Origin of the sequence: Parapedobacter deserti (genome assembly GCF_042646065.1) — a bacterium.
Taxonomy (GTDB): domain Bacteria; phylum Bacteroidota; class Bacteroidia; order Sphingobacteriales; family Sphingobacteriaceae; genus Parapedobacter; species Parapedobacter deserti.
Map to the genome: position 1 here is coordinate 104,361 of NZ_JBHRTA010000008.1, position 23,191 is coordinate 127,551.

At 51.6% G+C, this 23,191-nt stretch carries 22 protein-coding genes; 15 read left to right on the top strand and 7 right to left on the bottom strand.

Going from position 1 to position 23,191, the window contains the following annotated elements:
• The first annotated feature begins 1 nt into the window (after window position 1).
• Complete coding sequence (locus tag ACFOET_RS02205; RefSeq protein ID WP_379019114.1) at window positions 2-874, top strand: UbiA family prenyltransferase; 873 nt, start codon at window positions 2-4, stop codon at window positions 872-874.
• A gap of 62 nt (window positions 875-936) precedes the next feature.
• Here the strand turns inward: ACFOET_RS02205 and ACFOET_RS02210 are convergent, their stop codons facing one another.
• Window positions 937-1,878 (bottom strand): NAD(P)-dependent oxidoreductase, encoded by a 942-nt coding sequence (locus ACFOET_RS02210; protein ID WP_379019116.1) that lies wholly within the window; start codon window positions 1,876-1,878, stop codon window positions 937-939.
• Window positions 1,875-2,654, bottom strand: coding sequence for a 16S rRNA (adenine(1518)-N(6)/adenine(1519)-N(6))-dimethyltransferase RsmA (gene rsmA / locus ACFOET_RS02215; RefSeq protein WP_379019118.1), 780 nt, complete (start codon window positions 2,652-2,654; stop codon window positions 1,875-1,877). The genes ACFOET_RS02210 and rsmA overlap by 4 nt, the downstream gene beginning before the upstream one ends.
• Before the next feature lie 2 nt (window positions 2,655-2,656).
• Here rsmA and ACFOET_RS02220 point away from each other — a divergent pair, with 2 nt between their 5' ends.
• The 5 genes from ACFOET_RS02220 to miaA all read left to right on the top strand — a co-directional run bounded on the left by ACFOET_RS02220 (window position 2,657) and on the right by miaA (window position 7,083).
• Entirely contained in the window at window positions 2,657-2,950 is a 294-nt protein-coding gene (locus tag ACFOET_RS02220; protein WP_379019120.1) for a DUF2905 domain-containing protein, read from the top strand.
• A gap of 51 nt (window positions 2,951-3,001) precedes the next feature.
• On the top strand, window positions 3,002-4,057 hold the full coding sequence (gene pdxA / locus ACFOET_RS02225; protein ID WP_379019122.1) for a 4-hydroxythreonine-4-phosphate dehydrogenase PdxA: 1,056 nt from the start codon (window positions 3,002-3,004) through the stop codon (window positions 4,055-4,057).
• Between the two features lie 27 nt (window positions 4,058-4,084).
• A complete protein-coding gene (locus ACFOET_RS02230; protein ID WP_379019124.1) occupies window positions 4,085-5,485 on the top strand; it encodes a CCA tRNA nucleotidyltransferase in 1,401 nt (466 codons plus the stop codon).
• An 84-nt stretch (window positions 5,486-5,569) separates the two neighbouring features.
• Complete coding sequence (locus ACFOET_RS02235) at window positions 5,570-6,157, top strand: IS1096 element passenger TnpR family protein (protein ID WP_379019126.1); 588 nt, start codon at window positions 5,570-5,572, stop codon at window positions 6,155-6,157.
• 8 nt (window positions 6,158-6,165) lie between these two features.
• Complete coding sequence (miaA, locus tag ACFOET_RS02240) at window positions 6,166-7,083, top strand: tRNA (adenosine(37)-N6)-dimethylallyltransferase MiaA (protein ID WP_379019128.1); 918 nt, start codon at window positions 6,166-6,168, stop codon at window positions 7,081-7,083.
• A 17-nt stretch (window positions 7,084-7,100) separates the two neighbouring features.
• On the opposite strand, the gene ACFOET_RS02245 is transcribed toward miaA, so the two are convergent.
• Window positions 7,101-8,171, bottom strand: a complete 1,071-nt coding sequence (locus ACFOET_RS02245; RefSeq protein WP_379019130.1) for a branched-chain amino acid aminotransferase — start codon at window positions 8,169-8,171, stop codon at window positions 7,101-7,103.
• Between the two features lie 436 nt (window positions 8,172-8,607).
• Window positions 8,608-8,832 carry a hypothetical protein gene (locus ACFOET_RS02250; RefSeq protein WP_379019132.1) on the bottom strand — a complete coding sequence of 75 codons (225 nt, stop codon included), beginning with the start codon at window positions 8,830-8,832 and terminating at the stop codon, window positions 8,608-8,610.
• Between the two features lie 202 nt (window positions 8,833-9,034).
• On the opposite strand from ACFOET_RS02250, the gene ACFOET_RS02255 reads away from it, so the two are divergent.
• The 4 genes from ACFOET_RS02255 to ACFOET_RS02270 all read left to right on the top strand — a co-directional run bounded on the left by ACFOET_RS02255 (window position 9,035) and on the right by ACFOET_RS02270 (window position 16,076).
• The gene (locus ACFOET_RS02255) at window positions 9,035-11,434 is read left to right on the top strand and encodes a WG repeat-containing protein (RefSeq protein ID WP_379019134.1); all 2,400 of its coding nucleotides are present in this window, start codon (window positions 9,035-9,037) and stop codon (window positions 11,432-11,434) included.
• Between the two features lie 18 nt (window positions 11,435-11,452).
• Window positions 11,453-12,916: a hypothetical protein gene (locus ACFOET_RS02260; protein WP_379019136.1), complete on the top strand. Its 1,464-nt coding sequence runs from the start codon at window positions 11,453-11,455 to the stop codon at window positions 12,914-12,916.
• An 83-nt stretch (window positions 12,917-12,999) separates the two neighbouring features.
• Window positions 13,000-15,468 (top strand): WG repeat-containing protein, encoded by a 2,469-nt coding sequence (locus ACFOET_RS02265; protein WP_379019138.1) that lies wholly within the window; start codon window positions 13,000-13,002, stop codon window positions 15,466-15,468.
• Between the two features lie 20 nt (window positions 15,469-15,488).
• Window positions 15,489-16,076: a hypothetical protein gene (locus tag ACFOET_RS02270; protein ID WP_379019140.1), complete on the top strand. Its 588-nt coding sequence runs from the start codon at window positions 15,489-15,491 to the stop codon at window positions 16,074-16,076.
• A 26-nt stretch (window positions 16,077-16,102) separates the two neighbouring features.
• Here the strand turns inward: ACFOET_RS02270 and ACFOET_RS02275 are convergent, their stop codons facing one another.
• Window positions 16,103-17,377, bottom strand: a complete 1,275-nt coding sequence (locus ACFOET_RS02275) for a M949_RS01915 family surface polysaccharide biosynthesis protein (RefSeq protein WP_379019142.1) — start codon at window positions 17,375-17,377, stop codon at window positions 16,103-16,105.
• A 4-nt stretch (window positions 17,378-17,381) separates the two neighbouring features.
• The gene (locus ACFOET_RS02280; RefSeq protein WP_379019144.1) at window positions 17,382-17,702 is read right to left on the bottom strand and encodes a hypothetical protein; all 321 of its coding nucleotides are present in this window, start codon (window positions 17,700-17,702) and stop codon (window positions 17,382-17,384) included.
• A 123-nt stretch (window positions 17,703-17,825) separates the two neighbouring features.
• Here ACFOET_RS02280 and ACFOET_RS02285 point away from each other — a divergent pair, with 123 nt between their 5' ends.
• The 5 genes from ACFOET_RS02285 to ACFOET_RS02305 all read left to right on the top strand — a co-directional run bounded on the left by ACFOET_RS02285 (window position 17,826) and on the right by ACFOET_RS02305 (window position 22,296).
• Window positions 17,826-18,770, top strand: coding sequence for a hypothetical protein (locus ACFOET_RS02285; protein WP_379019146.1), 945 nt, complete (start codon window positions 17,826-17,828; stop codon window positions 18,768-18,770).
• Window positions 18,771-18,780: 10 nt separating this feature from the next.
• Complete coding sequence (locus tag ACFOET_RS02290; RefSeq protein ID WP_379019148.1) at window positions 18,781-19,611, top strand: hypothetical protein; 831 nt, start codon at window positions 18,781-18,783, stop codon at window positions 19,609-19,611.
• A gap of 41 nt (window positions 19,612-19,652) precedes the next feature.
• Window positions 19,653-20,915, top strand: a complete 1,263-nt coding sequence (locus ACFOET_RS02295; RefSeq protein WP_379019150.1) for a hypothetical protein — start codon at window positions 19,653-19,655, stop codon at window positions 20,913-20,915.
• Window position 20,916: 1 nt separating this feature from the next.
• Entirely contained in the window at window positions 20,917-21,111 is a 195-nt protein-coding gene (locus ACFOET_RS02300; protein WP_379019152.1) for a hypothetical protein, read from the top strand.
• Window positions 21,112-21,249: 138 nt separating this feature from the next.
• Window positions 21,250-22,296, top strand: a complete 1,047-nt coding sequence (locus ACFOET_RS02305) for a hypothetical protein (protein WP_379019154.1) — start codon at window positions 21,250-21,252, stop codon at window positions 22,294-22,296.
• 28 nt (window positions 22,297-22,324) lie between these two features.
• On the opposite strand, the gene ACFOET_RS02310 is transcribed toward ACFOET_RS02305, so the two are convergent.
• Entirely contained in the window at window positions 22,325-23,179 is an 855-nt protein-coding gene (locus tag ACFOET_RS02310; RefSeq protein ID WP_379019156.1) for a hypothetical protein, read from the bottom strand.
• Window positions 23,180-23,191 lie beyond the last annotated feature (12 nt).

Genomic DNA, 23,191 nt, shown 5'->3' on the forward strand with positions numbered 1-23,191 from the left:
AATGCTCAGCGATTATTTCAAACGGATAGTTGACCACCTGTTGTTCAGCAACCTATTTATCTCTTGCTGTGCCGTGGCACAGGGCGCGATGACCTATCTGCTGCTGGCGATCCCCATGAATGGTACGGTGCTGGTGATCCTGGGATGTGCCACATTGGCATTATACAATTTCAGCATGATATTGGCGCGGCCGCAGCATCCCGCAGCATCGCCCTACCGCCGCGTACGCTGGATATTTCGGCATGAGCGATCGCTGCGGTTCTTTACGGCGGCAGCGCTCCTGGTATCGGGTGCATTAGCACTGGGCCTTCACCGGCCATCCTTTGTGTTATTGGGCCTCATCGGTGTGTTGGGGCTGGCTTACAATATACCCTTCCTGCCTGCCTTCAAAACCGGTAGGCGTGCAGGGTTGCGGCAGGTAACCGGAATTAAAGTATTTTATATCGGTTTAGTATGGGCGCTGAGTACCGTCTTGCTGCCCGTGGCTGAGGCATACCACAATGGGTTTGCGATGAATTGGGCTCAGGTTTGGCAGGTGCTGACCTGGGCATTTTTGTTTGTAGTAGCCATCACCATCCCCTTTGACATCCGTGACATCTATCAAGATCGGTACTATGGGTTGAAGACCGTGCCGGTATTGATCGGCGTGCGAAACGCCTACCGATTGTCCACGGCGCTGCTGCTGCTGCATGGAGGTTGGGTCCTGATGAGTGGTTTTGATTGGCGTGATCGCGTTGCTTTGTGCGGTGTTACGGCCATTGCGTTGTTTTCAGTTCTTAAATCGGCAAAAAAAAATGAATATTACTATTTTCTCCTGTTGGACGGTACGCTGATTATACAATTGGCCGCTTTATGGCTGATTCGATCAGCGTAACAGCCTTTTTGCCATAGCGGTGCCTATCGCGCTATCAGTACCAGCTGGGATGTACGCCGATACTAACGTTTCAAACAACCGATTACCTTATCCGCCAGTACGTCGGCGATCTTAAAATAGCTCTCCACGCTCCATCCGGCTACATGCGGACTTAAGATCACCCGGTCATGCTCCGTCAGTGCCTGAAACCAGGGCTGTTCGCCCAACGCGGGAAACCGCTCAACAGGCAGCACATCGAAGGCTGCCCCTAATATCCTATCGTTGTCCAAGGCTTGCAAGACTGCCGGAACATCTACAATCTCACCGCGAGCCCCATTGAGAAAGAAAATCGGTTTTAGGAAGCGGCCGAAAAAGCCCTCATTCGCCATGCCGCGTGTTTCCTCAGTAAGGGGGATATGCAAACTCAATACATCGGCCCGTTGCCAGATTTGCTCCATGCTTGCTTCCGAGGCATAGGCATTGCTGAAGCCGGTTTTATACTTGTCGTATGCGAGCACCGTAACCCCAAAACCGGACAGTTTACGGGCCATAGCCTGTCCGTTGTTGCCGTAGCCAATGAGTGCAACCGTACGTCCCCCCAATTCGAGTCCACGGTTTTCCTCACGCAGCCAGCGCCCGCCCTTGACCGCTGCGTTTGCCCTGTGGAGATTATTCATCAGCGACAGGAGCATGCCAATCATGTGTTCTCCCACTGCATCGCGGTTGCCTTCGGGAGCATTCAGCAGTATGATACCCCGATCCAACGCATACCGTTCGTCGATATTATCCATGCCGGCGCCCCCACGGGCAATGACGCTCAAGTGCGGCGCAGCATCGATGAATTCGGCATCTACCTTGAACTTGGAACGGATCACCAATCCGGTGTACTGCGAGATGATTTGAAGTGTTTGTGCCTTTTCTATGGAGGGCTGGTAATCAAACGCAATGCCCTTTGACTGAAGTTTTTCGAGGAATACGGGATGGATGTCATCCGCGATAAGGAATTTGGTAAAAGGTGTTGTCATAGTTTGTGCATAATATCATTGGTCAACAGAACAAAATCGGCAACAGACAGCCGTTCGGCCCGGAGATCATAGTAGGGGCTGTTCCCCATCTTATCTTTTGGGATTATTCCGGCCAGTGCGTTGCGAAGCGTCTTGCGCCGTTGATTAAAGGCAGTTTTGACGACACGCCAAAACAATGCTTCATCGCACCCGAGCTTTTTAGTGGCATTTCGGGTCAGTCTGACGACCCCTGAGAGCACCTTCGGCGGTGGGTTGAAGGCCCCTGCCTTCACCGTAAAGAGGTATTCCACGCCATAATACGCTTGGATGAATACACTCAGTATGCCATATTCTTTGCTTCCCGGCCGTGCCGTGCAGCGTTCGGCTACTTCTTTCTGGAACATGCCCACCACTTCCTCTACCCGCTCGCGCTCATCTAATATCTTGAACAGAATCTGGGATGATATGTTGTATGGGAAATTACCGATGACCGCAAGTTTGTCGCCGAAGTGCGCTGCAAAATCCAGTTTCAGAAAGTCGCCGTGGATAAGCCTATCACCCAGCTGCGGGTATTTTTCGCTCAGGAATTGGATGGATTCATCATCCACATCGATCATCCACGTCCGATAGGCTTCATTAGCTATTAAAAAATCGGACAGAATGCCCATTCCCGGGCCGACTTCCAATACCGCGTTGTAGCCAAGTTGCGGCCGCAGGGCACCAACGATTTTGGCGGCGGTGTTTTTGTCGGTAAGAAAATGCTGTCCAAGATGCTTTTTGGCACGAACACTGCTCATTGATGTTGACGATTTTGGGCAAAGATAGTTTTTTTGTTGCTTTGTTGCGGCGGCAGGAGCGCCTGGTGCATTATATGAAAGAAATTGCCAAGATAATGATTTTCGGCGGAGGTTTGCTTCTTATCGTAGGGATCACCGTTTATTTTGCCGGCGATAAGCTACGGTGGTTTGGGAACCTGCCGGGCGATATCCGCATCGAGAAACCTGGATTTAGCTTTTATATGCCTATTGCCAGCATGCTCCTCCTGAGCCTTCTGTTGAGTGCCATCATTTGGTTGGTGCGTAAATTGTTTTGAGCGCGTCCGCTAAAATTCCTACTTTTGGTAGCCAAAGCATAGTAACAGGATATGAGCGACAAACTGAAGATTGGGATTTCCATCGGCGATATAAATGGTATCGGATTAGAAGTGATCATCAAAACATTATTGGATAACCGTATATTGGAGTACTTTACGCCGATTGTCTACGGAAACACCAAAGTAGCTTCCTTCCACCGGAAGGCGTTGGGAATAAACGATTTCAGTTTCAATGTCATCAATTCTCCGGAACAGGCCCACGCCAGGCGCCCCAATATGATCAATTGTTGGCAGGAAGATGTCAAGGTTACCTTGGGTGAAGAAAACGAAATAGGTGGGAAATATGCTTTTCTTTCATTGCAGCATGCGGTTGATGATCTTGTGGCAGGCAATCTCGATGCGCTGGTTACCGCGCCGATCAATAAACATAACATCCAGCAGGAAGGGTTTGATTTCCCCGGCCATACCGAATATTTGCAAGCAAGAACGAATAGCAGCGATGTGCTCATGTTCATGATCAGTGAAGGCCTGCGGGTGGGCGTGGTCACCGGCCACGTTCCTGTGAAAGATATCGCCCCCAGCATTTCGACAGCAGCCATCGTCTCAAAACTGAAGCTGATGAATGCAAGCCTGAAGCAGGATTTTTGGATCCAAAAGCCTAAAATTGCAGTGCTGGGGCTGAATCCTCACGCCGGAGACAATGGACTCATCGGTACGGAAGACGAAGCAATCATCACCCCGGCGATCGAACAAGCCAAATCGTCAGGCGTCTTTTGCTTCGGGCCATACCCGGCTGACGGATTTTTCGCATCGGATACCTATAGCAAGTTTGATGCGGTACTGGCGATGTACCATGATCAGGGATTGATTCCGTTTAAACATATTGCTGCTCGCAACGGCGTCAACTTTACCGCAGGCCTGCCGGTTGTCCGTACTTCTCCGGACCATGGTACGGGATACGATATCACCGGAAGAAACCTGGCATCAGCGACCTCCTTCACCGAAGCAGTGTTTGCGGCAAGCCATATTGTCAAGCGACGCCGGGAACAGGAAAAACTGCTTGAGAATCCGTTAGTGGCCAGGCGCCTATCCCGCGACAGGGATTAATCAGGGGAAGAAATGCCGCTGGTAACCATGAACGAATTTCTGCAACACCCGATATTCTCCGTGCTGCGCGATGTCGCAGACGAAACCCAAGTGAAATGCTATGTTGTTGGTGGGTATGTGAGAGATAAAATAATGGGCCGCGATTTCAAAAATGATATCGATGTCGTAGTCATCGGTAGTGGTATCGACTTTGCCAAACACGTTGGCAGCCGATTGAATGCCAAGGTGACGCTGTATCGAAACTTCGGAACGGCTATGTTAACGCACGGTCAACTGCAGATTGAATTTGTTGGTGCCAGGAAGGAATCTTACCGACAGGATTCCCGTAAGCCTATCGTTGAAGATGGCAGTTTGGCAGATGACCAAAACCGGCGTGATTTCACCATAAACGCAATGGCTTTGTCACTCAATAGGGAGGATTTCGGACGACTGCTCGATCCATTTGATGGTATTTCCGACATCCGGCGCGGGATCATACGTACACCGTTAGACCCCAACGTAACATTCTCTGATGACCCATTGCGGATGATGCGCGCCATCCGCTTTGCTACTCAGTTGGATTTCGAGATCGATCGATCGGCCATTGATGCAATAGCCAACAACCGGGAACGTATCCGCATCATTTCAAAAGAACGCATCATCGACGAGCTGAATAAAATCGTGTTGGCAACCAAGCCATCCACCGGTTTCAACTATTTGTTCGACACCGGCTTGTTGCCGTTGGTGTTTCCAGCGATGGCCAATCTTCAAGGTGTAGAAATCATTGATGGAAAAGGACACAAAGACAACTTTTACCACACCTTGGAGGTACTGGACAATGTAGCAAGGCAAAGTGACGACTTATGGCTGCGTTGGGCCGCGATCATGCACGACATCGCTAAGCCGGCAACAAAGCGCTTTGACAAGCGGCATGGGTGGACATTCCATGGGCATGAGGACAAGGGAGCGCGTATGGTGCCCAAATTATTCGCCGAACTGCGGTTGCCGCTCAATGATAAAATGAAGTTTGTGCAGAAACTGGTGTTGCTGCATTTGAGGCCGATCGTGTTGGCACAGGATACCGTAACTGACTCGGCGGTAAGGCGGCTGCTATTTGAAGCAGGCGACGATATCGATAACCTGATGGCACTTTGCCACGCCGATGTCACCACCAAAAATGAATACAAAAAGAAAAAATACCGGCAAAATTTCGAACTGGTTAAGCAAAAGCTAAAAGATGTGGAAGAGCGCGACCAGATCCGGAACTGGCAACCCCCGGTTACCGGCGAAGATATCATGGCGGCTTTCGCACTGAAACCCGGAAGGGAGGTGGGGATTATCAAGAATGCGATCCGGGAGGCAATATTGGAGGGCGATATCCCGAATAACCGTGAAGACGCCTATCGGTTCATGCTGGAAAAAGGAAAAGAAATGGGGCTCAACCGCTAACTTCAGGGCGAGCGCTTCTTATTTCGTACTTATTTTCGGATATTCGCATAAAATTCACGTTAAACTAACAATATAAGGAGCACCATGGCTATCTATCGTTTCAGGATTTCGTTCGAAGATTATGATGACGTGATTCGCGAGATTGATGTGCTGCCCAAACAGACGTTTTTGGACCTGCACAATGCGTTGCATGCGGCGTTGGGGTACAATCCTAACGTACCTTCTTCATTTTATGTAAGCAACGATTACTGGAAAAAAGGAGATGAAATCGCATATTTACCCGATAAGCGAAAGAAAGAACTGGGTGTGGCCTTGATGGAGGAGTCAAAGTTGAATAAATTTATAGACGACCCGCATCAAAAGTTTTACTACGTGTATAATTTTGATCGGCCCTTTGATTTCCATGTACAGCTCATCAAAATTTTGAAAGAGGAAGCGGGAAAAACCTATCCTACACTTTTTAAAAGCGTAGGGCAGGCACCCAAATTACCCGGTGCGACAGTAGTGCCAACGGAGACGCCCGGTAAAAAAGGCGGCGATGAATACGATTTTCTGCAAGAAACCGAATACGGGATCAATGAGGAAGAGGACTTCGATATGCTGGACGGAGAGGAGCAGGTAGAGGGTAAAAGCGAAGGAGAGGAAAACACCCGATTTGACGAGGAGTTTTAGTTGAACGCGTGGCAAAGACGCTGGTCTGCATAGTAGGGCCGACGGCCGTCGGCAAAACGGCGTTGGCTATTCAAGTGGCTCAGCACTTTCACACGGTCATCCTCTCCGCAGATTCACGACAGTTTTACCGTGAAATGACGATTGGCACAGCGAAGCCGTCAAGCGACGAATTAGAAGCCGTTCCCCATTATTTCATAAACTCCCATTCGATTACAACTGACTACTCTGCCGGAGATTTCGAGCGCGATGCATTAGAACTGTTGCGCAATTTATTCATCACGAACGATGTGGTTGTCTTGGTCGGCGGATCGGGATTGTTCGTAAATGCGGTGTGCAACGGGTTGGACAACCTGCCCAAACCGTTGCCCGGTGTACGCGATCGATTGAACACGCTTCACCGGCATGAGGGACTTGACCCCCTGAGGCAGCGGCTGGAACAGGTAGACCCAAAATACCATAGCCAAGTAGATCTGAACAATCCCCAACGCATCATCCGGGCACTTGAAGTGTATGAAAGTACGGGCATGCCTTTTTCTGAATTCCGACGGAAGCAGACCGCGGACCGCCCGTTTCACATCTGCAAAATCGGGCTGAATACCGATAGGGAGCAGTTGTACCGGCAGATCAATGCGCGGGCGGATGCCATGATGGAGTCCGGTCTCCTGCAGGAAGTAGCGTCACTGATGCGCTACCGCGGACATGGTGCGTTACAGACCGTCGGTTATGCTGAATTATTTGATTATCTTGATGGAAACAGCCCCCTGCAGGAGGCAGTAGATAAAATTAAGCAACATACCCGGAGGTACGCAAAGCGGCAAATCACATGGTTCAAAAAAGACGACCGAACCACATGGTTCACGCCTGACGCATTGCCTCAAATAATCGCGCACATTGCTGCATCGATCCAAGCACGATCGGATACCTGACCGCGGAGCAGAGGTCTTTAATCCACCATGAAATTCCACCCGAATTCATCAGCGATCCGGCCGTAGCGAAGATCGTTGAGGTACCGTAACACCTTGTTTGAAAACTCCCGTTCGTCGGGGTCTGGCAGTGTATAGATTTGCCCTTCATACCCGATTTCAGAGATTGGCGTAAGCGTTGCCGCAGTGCCCGCCGCAAATGCCTCAGTCACGCTGCCATTTTTGATGCCGTCAACAAGCTCCCTCACCGATACTTTCCGCTCTTCGGCCTGATAACCCCAGTGCCGGGCTATTTCGATGATCGTGCGGCGCGTGATGCCATGAAGAATGGTGTCTGCTGATGGTGTGATGATGGTGTCGCCAACGCGAAAGACCAGGTTGGCCGTGCCGGCTTCTTCCACATACTTGTGTTCCTTTGCGTCCGTCCACATGAGCTGGTCAAACCCTTCGTCCTGTGCCAGCCGTGTGGGGTGGAGTGACAGTGCGTAATTGCCCGCATTTTTCGAAAAACCTACGCCCCCTTCAGCAGCGCGGGTAAAACGTGTTTCTACCTTCAGCCGCAGCGGCTTATTGTAATAAGCCCCTACCGGGCCGGTGATGATGATAAACTTGTATGAATCGGAAGGGTGTACGCCCAAAGCCGCTTCTGTGCCGATCATGAATGGGCGGATATACAGTGAGGCCCCTGCTGTCTGAGGTACCCAGTCGCGGTCGAGACCGATCAGCGCCTTAAGTCCGCCGATGAATACTTCTTCCGGTACTTCGGGCATCTCCAGCCTCAGCGCCGACTTGTTGAACCGTGCATGATTCTGATCGGGTCGGAATATGCTGACGGCGCCATTATCGAATTTGTAGGCCTTCAACCCTTCAAAAATCGCTTGCCCGTAGTGCAAGGCAGACGTGGCGGGGCTCAGTGACAGGTTGCCGTATGGCACGATGCTTACATCTTCCCAATGCCCGTTTGCGTATTCAGCCACCAGCATGTGGTCAGCGAAGACTTGACCGAATTTCAGGTTGTCGTAATCAACTTCCCCGAGCCTTGATTGCTGCGTTTTTTCTATCCGGATTGCCGTTGTTGCTGCCTCATTCATAATGAAAATCTTAGGCGTGCAAGTTAACAAAAAAAGCGAATTGGACGAAAAGTTTTCATTCAATCCATATGGTCGCACGCTGTTACCGCGGCAAACTCATCATCTCCCATCCCTGAAGTTAGCTGCCGGATATGCTGCCTGCCTAAACGTTAAGGTTGCCGAATAGCTGGCGGAAAGGCAAGCCATTTACCATCAGCCCAAAAACTACTAGCTAATATAGAAATGTGGGCTAAGGTACATCAGCTGTCACAAATCCCTCGCCATGTTAACAATTCACCATAAGTCGCACGGTTATTATCCTGTTATTGCAGTTTCACTTTTGTTCCAGCGCTATGCAGTAGCACAGGATAGTGAATAAGATGCATTCCTCGCTTCGAGCTGCTTACCCCGGAGGTGGAAGGCATTGGTGGGCACGGGTATGTACGTGTTCTAACCGCTAACAGATTACGCACATGTTGCGAAGCGCGATGATCAATATCACGTGAAAGGCGATGACCAACACAGACAGTACCATGCATACCACGCCACCGACTGTTCGCTTCGTAATTACACCGATTCCACCAAGCAAGGCCGCTATGGACCCGGCGCCTATCGCCAGTATAATACCAACCTCCGGATCAATGGCCTCAAGCACCCATAGCAAGGTGGAAAGTACCGCCATGGCTAAAAATATCCATGGCGAGTAGCGGGATATTTGATGTGTTGTCGGGGTTGGATTGGAACCATTCATAAAGCCAAAGGTAGCTTTCTGGCGAGAGACCCAAAATGGCGATATTCAGGGATTTTTCGTAAACCCCTGAAAACCGGTATTTGCGTACGGAGTCACAAGTGGTATTTTTGCTGCGTTACTGTCGTTTACTATCATGTTCCGATTCGTTTACTTTGTTACTGTCGCATCTCTTGGCAGCGTGATCTGTTTACCTGCTGCTGCCTCGGCAGCTCGTGCCATACGCCATTTGCCGGTCGACACACTCCACGCCGATGCGCTTGGCCCGTTCAAGGGCGATTTTGCGGAAATACGGGTGGCCGGAAAATCCCGGTACGTGCACCGCTCGGGAAAGGTGGTGGTGGATAAGCCTGTGCGATATGGTGCCCCGGTGTGCATCGCGGTAACCGATGGGGCATACGGTGCCATAAACAGCAAAGGGGACGTAATTGCGGATTTCATTTATGATGATATCCGTTATGAATACGCCGATAAGGGTCATCCGGGTACCGATGAAGGCTATCACTATTTTCTGGCTATCGTGCAGCTCGATGGCAAAGTGGGAGCGATCGATACGTTGGGTCAAACAGTTGCCGAATCGGTGTATGACGACCTCCGTCCCGTCAATGCACACGTATTGGCTGCCCGGAAAGCAGGGAAATGGGGGGTGCTATCGTTGATCGACGGCCGGGAGATACTGCCATTTACGTATGACGATCTGACCCGTCGTTATGTGCCGGACGGCTACTTGGAGGTAACCGCCGCTGGCAAAAAGGGACTTCGATCACCTGATGGAAAGCGGGAAGTGATGCCGGCTGTTTATGATGATCTGATGGGTATACGGCTGGATAGCGGGCCGTTGCTTTTAGGCGAGCAGGGTAATGATATTTTCTTGCTGGATACGCTCGGCAAGCGGTTGACGATGGAGCAATATGACCGAATGAGCGCCGACAGCCCACTGGTGCGGATCGAACGCGGCGGAAAAGCCGGCTGGCTGGCCGCCGACGGGAGCGTGCGGATTCCGCCGGTATATGAAGATGCGGCGAATTGGGTGGATGGACTATGCGTAATATCCCAAAACGGAAAAAAGGGTGTGCTTGCCGACGATGGCCAACTGATCGTGCCTTGCCAATATAGCGATATCAAAATCCTCGACGACCGTGGCAGACCGGCCATATCCGGTTCGATAATCATTGACGGGCCTCCCATGATTCCGGGTAGCCCGAGTAAATCATCTGGCCGGCGAAACGATAAAGAAACAACGGGCGGCGACCTGTATTTCATGGCTCGGGAAGCAGGCAAATACAATTTGTTCGACCGCGCTGGCAAGAAACTGCTCCCGATGGAATACGACGGTATACAGTTTGGTAACACGGGAGCGCGGAGTTGCCTCTATATCGTTGCGGGTGAACGATACGGATTGGCCGACTTGCAGGGGAAAGAACTGCTACCAGTTTCTTACCGGTTTCCCATGGGCGGTTACAGCGCAAACGTTTCGGGTACCGGCCCCGCTTCGATCATTCGCATTCCCGATGGGGAATCGATCGGTTTGTATGACTTGGAGCGGAAGCGCCTCCTGTTGCCGCCGGAATATGAGCAACTGGAATGGCAATTGGGTCGCTTCATCAAGGCGACGAGCGGGCGGGGAGATGGCAACGCCATAGCCGATCCGGTATCTGCTTATTTCCGGGCGGACGGCAGCCCGTTAATTCCGCCAACCGAAAGCTTGCTTGTCCATGCGGTGGATACGGACCGCTATGTGGTAACAACGCGGAACGATGGCTATTGGTCGACCACCCTGTTTGACGCCGATGGCAAACAGCTTTACCATCATCCGCAATGGGATTTCTCCCCCTACCGGCTGAGCAAGCAACTGGTGCCCGATAGTATCAGCCGGTTACTACTGGATCCGCCTTTCCAAGGTGGGCTGCTCAAGGTGGGTGCTGAAAAGAACCTGTTTGTGGACCGGCAGGGTAAGGAAGTCCGTTTTGAGGGGTTTGACTTCGTGGATGACTTCTTCGGTGGCCTCGCCGCCGCATCGAGAAACGTGGATGGTAAAGCGCTCATCGGTATCATTGACTCCGCCGGGAACGTGGTATTGCCGCTTGAATACAGCGGGATGGACAAGATCTATAACGGCGAGATGCGGAAGGTGCGGCGAAACGATAATGTAGGGGTGATCGATCTGCGTGGCCGGGTGATATTGGAAGCAGCGTACGAAGCGGTGGATTACCTGGAGCAGCCTGCCTTGTTTCAGGTCCGCCTGAATGGCAAAGCGGGATTGGTGGGCCTTGACGGCGCTACGGTATTGCCAACGGAATACGATCATATCCGCTTAATAAGTGATTCACTTCTTCGCGTGGAAAAGGACGGAAAGTTCGGCCTCGTGAGCAGCATGGGGGAAGTGCTTGCGATGCCCCGCTATGAGGAGGTCCGGCTGAATGAGTCCTATGCGGGCTATTTTCCGGCGCGGGTGAAGGTGGCAGGGCGGTGGACCTATGTGCAGGCCGACGGTACGGAACTACCGGTGTCGGCGGGGGATAAGCTTGGGTATTAAAACAGGAAGAAACCACAGATGCATATACAGCGGTCTTACACCTTCTATTTCATAAAAGTACGTTACACTTACGCCATCCTCATCACGTTGTTTGCGGGGTTTCTGGTGCTCGTTCCAGTTGCGCTACTCCTGGAGCATTACCGTGTGGACACACGGTACACTGCCATATGCCTTATTTTCGGAATGGCCGTTTGGTTTGGATGCATCGTTTATTTTGCCGTTAAACAGACCCGGGCACGGAATGAAAGAGAGGAAATCACCTTTGTGGAAGGCGGATTTAACTCTAGGATATTCGGTGCGATACGGTACGATGATATCGAGCATTACGAAATTCGGGAAGGTCTTTCCCGTCTGAATTTTGACAAACCGGCTCCGTCGCTATTGGTATTCACCAAAGCCGGGAAAAGGTATCGCTTCGATTTACACGTGAAGCAGTACGAGAAAGAAATCCCGATTTACATGGCTTTTCTGGATGCTTTTGTCAGCCGTATCGATGCCTGGCAACAGGATGGAAGCGTCTCGGAAGCCGGTGGTATTTCGGAGGTTGGCAATGCTCCAAAGACCGGCAATGCTCCGACTCCACGCGATATACCTGTTCCACAGGACGTGTCTGTGCCCATTCCACACGAAAAGGCGGCCACCGTAGCTACTCATGCCGAAGCGAGGGAAGCACTGGAAGGAGCTCGGAAACGGCAAAACCGGGCCAGGAACATCGTCATTCCGGTATCGCTGGTCTTTTCGGTGTTTCTTTTTATCAGAACCTGCATGCCCGACATCGTACAGAAACTAAAAACAGACCCTTTGGCGAACCTGCACCAAAATACCGCTAAGCAATACCGCAAACAGCAAAATGCGCTTCAGCGTACCATCGCGGGTGAGGGAGCGGTGTACCTGTTTAGCAACGACCCCTCGGCCGACCTGAAACCCGTATTGATACCGAACGATGGCGTACGCGTGCCGACCGGAATTCCGGTGCTGGACGTGGCTGAAGACAGCCGCATCATGCAAGATTTTATCCGCAACAAAGATTCGCTCGGCTACCGCATCTACCTTTGGCGTGATTCCGTGCAGTTTCCCCAGATCCAGTACCACCCCCGTGCAGCCGCACGCGAATCCAGGAAACTCTATTTTTTCCTGTATGACGAACGGGCCGAGCTGTCGTCGTTTTTCAGAATCGGGATGACCGGGGAGAGGCCCCGTGCGCCGTTCACCCTGATGTGGATGCTGGAATACGAGCATGAAGAGCAACTCCTGGAGAAAATGGTCAACAGCTTCGGTTATACCAATTTAACTGATTTGAGCTGGTTCCTCCAACGCTTTCCGGGTATTCGCTTTTACGTGGCCTCGTCTCAATTCCACGGACATACATCGGCGGATTTTTCCAAGGCGACCGAAATCGTGAAGTCGGCCTTGCACGAAAAAGGTGCGGACACCAGCGGATACGTTCAGCGAGAATTTGAAACGGGTTTGACCAAGCGATAGGAGGTGAAAAACCCAGTTTTCAGGGATTGCGGTACATGGTGTTGGTCATTAGTTTTGTGCATATAAATTATAATATAGGGAGTATGAGTAAAAGATGTGCGGTGTTGTGGTGCAGTGTCTTGGCGGCGGCACTGGCCGGCATCATCGCGCCGGCCAGTGCCCAGGAGGGGACACCGGCGCGGGCGGCGCGTTTCAACGGCCATGGCTTTGCCCAGGTAACCGCTGGCGACCGTACGTTTTACATCGACCGCGTCGGCAGGCGGCTGTTTGATCGTTACATCCAAGATATCGGCGATGCCGATACCGCCGCTGCTCCGCTCGGCGTTGTAACCAAGGATGGCCGATATGGGGTACTGGCCCGATCGGGCGGTTGGGTACTACCCCCGGAATATCAGCAGATCGATACCCGGTTCGGCGCGTTCTGGAAGGTGATGAAAGACGGCAAACATTCCTTGTTCAGCAGGGATGAGGGAATGCTGCTGCCTTTTTTTGATGACGTGGGTTACCTCGATGGCCGGTATTTCGATGTCAAAACCGGAACAAAGTGGGGTGTTTATGATCGGGAGACCGGGCAGTTGGCCATTCCGGCGGAGTACGATGGTTTTGACTATTGCGGGGGATGCGGCCGGAAATCGGACTATGTGTATGCGCAGCGGGATGGAAAATGGGGCATCATGGGTTTCGACGGCCAGGTACGGGTGCCCTTTGCATACGAGCACGAGCATTGGGGCATGCGGAGTGAAGAATGGGTACGCTCGTTTTCGAAAAACGGCCGCCCGGTAGTGGTGCATATCCCGACGGGCAAAGAGTTTTCTGCTGACGGCCGGGATCCCCTCGAAATACTCGCCGGCGGCGAGTTGGTTGTTCAGGTAAACGGCCGATACGGATTAATTGGCCACGATGCCAATGAAATACTGCCTACCGAATATGAGCGCATCACCGTGCCCAATGCCAATGATTTCCGCGGGTATCATGGTTCCTACGCCATTGTGGAGAAGGGTGGGCGCAAAGGCGTCTACCAGCGGGACAAAGGCGTGCTGATTCCGCCGCAATGGGACGACGTGAATGTATACGATGATTACTTTGCCCTCGCAAAAGACGGTCGCTGGGGACTCTATGATACGACGGGCCGTGAACTGCTGCCCCCATCGTATACCGCAGTAACCCATGTGAACGATTATTTCTATTCGTCGGGCAGCAAGGGAATCACCATCTTCAAGACCCGCCAAAAGGCGCTGTACGGACTGTACTTTGCGGAGACCGGCCAAGTGGTTTCCCCGAAATTTCACGAAATCGACCTGGCTTCGCTTACGTACGACGGCCCGGATGCCGTGGTCGTCGGTGAATATCAGGGGGAGAAAGCCGTATACGATTTTGCGGGTAGGGAGCTGTTGTCGTTGGGCTATGAGGCGTGGTCGCTATGGGACACTTCGTCCTTGCGGTATTTTGTCGTGACCAAAGCCGATAAGCGAGGGCTATACGATACGGAGTTGCAGCGGGAGATTATCCCGCCTGGATTCGACCAGTTGCGTAAACTGCCCGGCTCGGGACCGATGGTGCTGACGGTAAACGGCGATTACGGTGACTACCGATATGGTATACGCAGGATGGACGGGCAGGAGGCTGTGCCTGCCGAATACACGGTGTACGATAGCGTCGGCGGGACGTTTGCCTTGTTATCCGGCGCCCGGAATGGTGACCCGGCCATCCTCATCGATGGCCAGGGCGGAGTGGTAACCCGGCTCCCTGCCCAGTATGCGCAATCGGTCAGGCACCCCGGTTTGGTATTGATTTCGGACGACTCCCTGCGCGCACAGCTGTACAGCCCCGCGCTCGGGAAGTCGGTATCAAACAGCAAATTTACCTTTGCCTACGCGTATGATGGCGGGACGGAAGGCGCCGTGCTGGAGCGGTTTTCGTCGTTCGGCCTCGCCTGGGTGCGGGTTGATGGCCGTTATGGCCTCCTGGACACGGCGGGCAACTGGGTGAAGGAAGCGGTGTACGATCGGGTACTGAACTTCAACGCGCACGGCGTCGCCGTCGGTGCCAGGTATTTTCCGGCGTCCGACTGGCGATCCCAAGTGGGATATGTAGCCTATCAGTTCATCGGCAGGGACGGCCAACCGGTTTCTAACGAAGTGTATACGGGTCCGAATGCTTTTTTGATGGATATGGACTATTTTGTAGGCGATCACTTGATCATTCGGACGACTGATGAACAGACCGGCGGGCTGTTGGCTGGTATCGCCGACAACACCGGGCAGGTGCTGATTCCGCCGAAATATGATGGCGTGGAAGCGTTCAACAACGGGGCATATTTTTTGCTTTCGGTTGGCTACAAGTTCGGCATTGCCGATCGCAGCGGACAAATTATTCTTCCGGTGGAATTCGACAACCTATTGCTGAACCGGTACGAAAAGGGGACTGAAATCACATTTCCTATGTTGTGTTATAGAAACGGAGAATGGCAATATTATACGGACAAGGGCGAGGTACTCCAAGTGGAGGGCGTACCCACGGGAACATTTACCGTAAATACCGGTTTGTGGTGACATACGTTCAATTAAAAGCAATGAGCGCTTTATGTGCCATTGCGTTGTTTGTGCTTGCATCGTTTTCTTCTTGTAGTTCCCCCGTTAAGCCGGAAAACTTTGAGACCACCGTCTGGAAGGTTATCCACGCGTTTCAAGACCGGGATACGGCTACGCTCAATGGACTGATATCGGAGAAAATCAAACTTGCGGTGTTATACCGGATCGGCGTTTTTGATGAATATGTGCTTATCGATTCGATTGATTTTGAGCAACCGATGCCGGATTATTTGGGTTATCCCGATATTGTTGCCGTACCCGATTCGGTTCACTATACGGAACTTCCTGTTTATGACTGCGGCGAGCTAGTATGGGATAAAACCGGACTTTTTGCGGATACCACACGGAGCGATGATAAGCTTGCCCAAACGGCGCTGAATCTTGTCAAGTATCGCGGGGACTCCATTCCCGAGGCTGAACTGGCACGTTTCCGCAACCTTGCGCAGCAGAGCCGACGGATTGTACTCGCAGGCCATGAAGATGAGGAGTTAATTTTTAACCTTACGCTGATCGCCGATAAATGGTATTTAACATTGATTGACCGCGTCACTACCGATTGCAGTGCTTGAGGCTGCGTTGTGCCGTTACTTCGTTTTTACAGCATTACGTCTTCTACTATACATACCCCATCTTGCAGCTCAGTGAACGAAATGACAAGCATTTGGCCGGACTCCATATATCCTTCTAATGCCACGGCTTCACCCTCGCGCTTGAGCAACACGCTGTTCGCTCCGGAGAAAAGTCCATAGTAGCGGAAGAAATGCAACCCCATCATCATGGCCTCGGCTTTACTGGTGAGCGGGAGGTACAGCTGCTTCTGGCCATGACCGCATTGCTCACAGGGCCCGAAATCTGTAAACGTGTATATGATGCCGTTCGCAAAATGCAGGGTGTTTCTTGCACAGAAGTCTTCGGTTTGGCCCTCGGATTCCTCGAACGTTACCATTGACAGGCTTTTAAGATATTCCTCCCAGATCAAGCCGGAAGCGTGCGAGGTATCCGGCGGTGGAATGGGGGCCAGGTACGTGTCCAAGATGAAACCCGGCCGGCCGCCGTGCTCTACCCGCAGCCAATGGGATGCATGCTGGTACAGTTTCAGGTATTCGTCTGAAATCCACTTATCTTCATCGTGTTGGTAGCGGGTCACGTCGACGGTCTCACCATCCCATAACTCCTCGACGAGGATAAATTCCCCATAACTGGCACGATCGATCGAATCGGCGGTTAGCGAAGGGGCTGCATAGATGATGAGCCCATCGGGATGCCAACTGTATTTTTTTGGCATGGAATCGGGGAGTGAAGCAGCATATTCAAACCGGTAATTTTCCAATAGATAGTCCACCGCATACGCTTGATAAGCTTCCGGAAGCTCATTGAAATCGTGTAAGTCGTACGAACCACCGTCTCTCGTGCCATCTGGAAAGACAAGCAACTGTTCCGCCAGCAGCCTTTGGGGTTTCCCATCGGTATCGATCAACACCACCTCGACTTTCGATGGACTGATGTCGCCCTTGCAGGCTTTGCGGGTCATCAGCCAAACCTCCTTAATGCCGTCGCTATCCAAGTCCGTAATCCGTGGCGGTGCATGGAACGCAAGCTCCAGATCGACCGGACAATCCGTGATGGCGTCTTCGAACAACCATACCTCCGTCCGCGGCTTGCTATCGAGCAGCATATGTTTGGCCCGTATGGTCTGCGAACTTGTGGACGCTTCTTCATCCCACACCGGATCTGATTGCTCCAGCAGCAAAAGGTGCCGGCCTTGTGTATCCGTCCAGGTCAAGGTGTCGGGACCGGATGAATGCTGTGCGAAAACCGCGGTTGGCGATAGCAGCAGGTTTGCAAGGAAAAGTATTAGTGAAGTGCGCATATGCTTATTTTAATCTTTCGAGATAAACCGTAATCGTGTCCCGTTTTCTGGGTTCCTTCATGTCCAGGGCCTTGTAACCATCAGCCTCGATGCGGACGCTGATTCTTGGGCACTTGTAACCTCCGCTCAGGAAAGCCTCGAAATAGCCGTTGCTGTCCGATTCAAAATGCCGTTGATACCCCGGGTTGGTTACTGATATCCTGGCTGTTTGGATGGGCTTCTTCGTTTCACGGTCTCTGACCGTTCCTGCCAACCTACGTAAGCAGCTACAGGAAGACACCAGTAGCACAGTTAAGATGACGAGTACTGCTAACCGGATGCGCATAGTTTCGTTTTTATAATTGATTACAAAGTTTGCCTTTTTGCGCGTCAGGACAAATCCCTGAATTCAGGGGTTTTGAGTCGAATCTTTTTTGTATTATTTTACCCCGGTCTAACACGAATTGCTATGAAAACCAAACTGCCCTACTGGATGGGACTTACATTTTTAGTGTTCAGCGGTCCGGCTATCGGCCAGACCTCGGTGGAGCTGGAGGAATACGAAACCCGTAGCCTTGCCTTTTCCGGTCATATCGGCGAGGGGACGGAGATGCCGGTCACCTTTTGCCTGAATGTGGAAAATAGGTCATCCGGTCATATGGGCTGGTATTCGGTATCGGGCTGGTACCAATACGACCGTCATAAGAAGCCCATCGCCCTGGCAGGCATCTACGCCAATCAGTTAACCTTGTACCACTTCAAGCAACAAGAACCAGCCGATACGCTCGTCCATTTCCTGTACGACGACTACGATAGCTATTCCTTTTTTGATATGATAGAGAAGTATCATTCCATGGAGGGCTTTCTGGAAAAAATAACCATTGCATATGAGTACGGGACGTTTAAAAATAGTACGGTAAGTGCAAGGACGGTGAGCGGGGAATGGACCGATGGTAAAAAGCGCCTGCCCTTGCGGATCCACCGGGGCGATATGGATGTTTTGCAGCATCATAGTTTGTTGAAAATTAAATGCAAAGGCCGCGATTTCCAGGTGAATCTAAAGGCATTGGGCCTTCCCCTGTTCTACCCGGGCGACCATTCCGTTGCTGGGTACAAAGTGGTGGGGGATAAGCTACGGATTGTGCTTTCCTACGACCGCCCATCTAAAGCTTACGCTTTGGGGCATTGCGGTGCCGGCAACGAATCGGGATTCCTTTTGCTGGAATTGGATGAAAACGGGCGCTTGCTCCGTATGGAAGACTATTTGATGGATAGTTGCCTGTTGGGCCTCAGCTCCCAGCCGGGGAATATGGACGAAAGCCGGGAGCGTTACATCGTTTCGTACGGGGATGCGCAGCGCTTTTTGGTCTTTAATAGCGAAACAATGGAATTGAAATGGGAAGAAGGAGATTGAAATACCAAAAATGAACGCGCTGCTGACCTATTTATTTGTGCTATCGGCTTCTGTTGTTACGTTGGCGCAATCCACAGTAGAAGCCCGCAAAGCGGAATACAGACATCTTGATGGACGGCAACTTTATGTCAGCCGGGAAGGGAGGGAGTATACTGTGGATCTGCCTTTTGAAGAGGGTATGGGGCTTGACCTGCAGCTGTCAGGGGATGGTGAGATCCTGGTGATAAGCGGCCGCTACGAGGCGGTGCTCTATCATCCGGATTCGCTCCAAGTCAGCGGCCTGATATGCCCCGGAGAAGACGAGGAGTACCGGGAGGATGCCATAAGCGGCACCTTGGGTGGATTGCACCATGATGGTGTTTTTTTAACGGGAAATGCCGTAGGATACGGCTTGTTTTGTATGGACGTAACGGACTGGAATCGCCCTGTAGAGCTGCTGCGCGTCAGTTGCGAGCGGGAAAATAATGGCCAGCCATATCTCTTCTTGAAAGAAAGCGACCAGGGCGGGTGGGATGGTTTCGCGACAGCAAGTGATACGGCATCCTTGTCGCCCCACCTCCATGGGCATTATACCCGCACGCTTCCGCTGCGCACCGTGTTTAGCCGGATGCAAGTGGACACGACTGCTATCTGGGATCCGCTCGAGAAGCCGATACAAACGCTTGAACTCCGGGACGCCGAGGGACATGTATTTAGGTTGAATATGCCGCGATTGGAGTGCGGTGAGGACCTCAACAATGCGGTACACACCGACCAAAAGCTTGGTTTCACTTGTCCGAACACCGAAATTGCGGCGAGCAGCGTGAGTGCTGAAACGGAAAAATTGACAGAAAATCCCTGAAAATTGGGGTTTTATGCAAGCGGTATTTTGTGTTGTTTTGGATGATGAACACACCAAAGGTATACTTAGTCGTCTTTTTACTGTGGTTGAGCAGCTCCACTGCTTGCCAGACGCAACCAACTGCCGAAACGGAAGAGCAGCAATTGAGTGCGGACCTGGACCGTTGGATGGCTCCCTATCGCAATGAGAAGAAAGCGGAATTTGTCGATTGGATAGCGGCGGGGGAAAATAATCCAAAGGCCGCTTTAGCACACCCGGTAACCCGCCATATGCAGGCTTTTGTTGAGGAAAACAAGGAGCGCTATCTCCGCCTGCGCCTTACGGGTTTGGAAGCATTGCCGCCTATCCCGGAGATTTTTCCCGGCTATGAAGTGCTGGATTTGCAGGTGTTGGACGATTATTTTCAAAAAGATGGGGTTTCGGTGCGGGAAGTGATCGACCTAACGAGTGCGTTGACCGCTGCCCGGACGTTAGGTCCGGGAGGTACCCTGGCTTCCGTCAACCTGCTCCACATCGCAGTGTCGGATCACCTAACGCAGGAAAAGGAAATGCACTTGCAGGAATACGTTCAGCTATATGGATTGGGGTGGTTGTATTTTGCCGATCTGATCAAGGATACGCAATGGAAAGTAGCGTTGGTTAACCGTGCTTTTGTAATCGAATACAGCTGGGACTATGCCACGGGCCGCATCGAGCTGCTGAAGGTACTGGTCTATACTGGTGGAAAGCAGCAACCGGGTTGGCTGGCGGGACGGTTACCAAAGGCGCTTACCCCGCAACAGAAACTATTGAACAAAGTCGACGAGTTTAAATGGACGCTGTACGACCACGTTTACCCGGATTTTGACTTCCGTGAAGTTGAGAATAGGCAGCGGCAATTTCTGGCAGAAAACCGCGCGGCTTATACGGCCCTGCGCAACGCGACGCTCGGCCGCTACCCGTCAATCCGGCCGGAGCGTTGGGCCGAATTTGTGCAGGAAGACCTGGAGTTGACGGAGGAGATGCGATCCGATCTCGGGTTGTTTGACCCTTTTGGGGAACACAGACTACCTGAATCGATTTCCATCAATGAATTCAAATATTCACAGGTTTTGTCTACGGCAACCTACGTGTTGGGCTCGGATAATCCCGGTAATGGCTGGATGGCAGACTGGTTATTGGGGAAAGAGGTGTATGCCCGGGAGCTGGACGAAAATCTATGGGAGATTCAGCTCTTTGTGGGCGATGTTGCATTCGGTTATCAATGGAATACCGCTACCGATGAACTCAATGCATTAACCGTCAGGCGGAAGGAAAAGCAATAACATGATGTTTCGTATACCTATCCTATTCGGTGCTATGTTGGTCGTCTGCACCGTTGGTGCACGGGCACAGGAACGGCATGCCATCGCCGTCAGCAGCGAGCAGCGGGCTTTGGTGGAGTTCCGGGGCGACACAGTGGAAGTGATGATTCAATCGGGGAACCACACCGATACCCAAACAGTCGTGCTCGGCGAATGAATACCGGATCGTCATGGTGGATCGTCGGTATGACCTGGCACTGGTTTCCAATGCGGCGATGCTGCGCTTGCCGCTGCCCAAGGTCATGTGGGATACACAAAGGAAACAATATAGGCTACAACCTTTATTAAATCACTAATGATTCAAGCATACGGCGAGAACGCTTCTTCTTCTTTACCGTCAGCAATCCGCAGAACACTCGAAGAGCGGCGGGGGTATCACCACCGGTTTTATTGCACATTTATCGTGACCGCCTTTGTGCTCCTTTTGGTACTCATCGCGGTTGTCTGGAGTTTACGGAATGAAGCGGTTGGCGTGCAGGTTTTCCTCGGCGTACTTTACTTCATTTTTTTCGGAATACCGGCGTATTTTATCTTTTATCATCGCAAACAGCGGCGTGTGCTCGACGAGTGTCTCCGGAAAAATGCGTGGTCGATGATCAGTGGTACGTTGGATGGCATCCAGCGCCTCAAAGGGAAACGGGTGCGCTATGTGATCGATGGCCACCCCATTGAAGGTACCTTGGCATTTTTGGGATTCAGGGCATTCCAGAACACCCGGATCGTGGAGGTGATCTCACAGGGTCGGCTGCCGATCCAGCTGTACCTGCTGCCCGGTGGATTGATTGCAGGTGGGGTTTATCCGGGTTCGGATGTGACCGAGCCCATCCGCAGGCCGGTAAGTTCCGAAGATTGGGAGGTGATCGCAAATAACCTCTCAGGAACGCTGAAATTATATGCCGGTGTCAGTCTGGTTATTTCGTTGTTGCTAACAGCGACCTGTTGGTTTATCGAATGGAAATTAGGCTGGGGATGGGAATACCTGGGTGAGCTGCTGGCTGTATTCAACGGTGCTCTTCTGCTGCTTATGGCAGGTCACGCCTTGGTGAGCTGGCCGGAAATCCGTGCGTGGCTGAATAGACATGATCGGGGTGTATACGTAGAAATTTATCGCGGTACCGCAACGGAATGGTACCTGACAGCGACTCGGTACCGCGGAAACAATACAATAACTTCGGTATTCGACGGTTGGGTTCGGTTATGCGGCGGACTGCACCACATTCAGCACGACATCGCTGCGGCCGACCGGGGCTTGTTGGAGCCGTTACAAACTCCTATAAACGTGGAGTACTTGGTATATCGGGGAAGACTGAGCTTTTTGCGGAGCCACCAAGCGCGTATGTAATGTGCGATTTTCAGGTTGCCTGCAAAAACTAAGACCCGTAAGCCAAATCCGGTATATCGGGATTTTGTATCCATCTTTTCCGACCGAAATCGTATACAAAAAACCGTATCAGATCGGGAAAAACAACAGCGACCATCCGCCTATCGTAAATAAACGCCGTGATGGCTTCGCCTTTCATCACAAATTCCATTTCCTCCTGTAACGGGTAAGGGTGTCCGTAGTGTTCCTCAAAGTCTATTTTGAGCGCTTGCATATACACCTCGGGTAAATCGTAACGGTGAAACGTTATTTTATCATCATATACAGCGGATAACTGCTCGCCGACTGCATTCTCAAATGAATACAACTTTTTAAATGGTCTTGCATCGTTTTCTTTCACCAGTGGTTCCACCGATGTTTTTTTTAGTACCTGTGCAAGGCGCTCACTCATGTCGATTTTATACCACTCATCCCCATCGTTCACATACGTTATCTGCCTTCCATGCTGATATACCGAGATATCCTTTTCCGTCGTATAGGGTGTCCTTATCCAATGCGAAGCTGCTGGCATTTTTAAGCTGTCATTGCCACGGAGTGTATCCCTGCGTTCTCCATTAAAGCCATGGAACACCATCTTGTCCTCCATAAGCATGTACACCTTCCTGATATTGCCATCCAACGCCTGATATGCTTTCGGAAGGGCAAGGCTGTCCATTACCTGCCAATTCCCTTTGCTAAGGGAGTAGATATGCAGCATACGCCCCTTGGGCACCGCTACACGATTGTGCTGCAGCGAAAATATATTCTCATGGTCGATCGTGTCTTGGGCCATCACAAAAGATGTGTGAAACAGCACCATCCAAAAATTGGCCGATAACCCTATGACAATTTGTGAAAACCTCATCTATAAATCCTA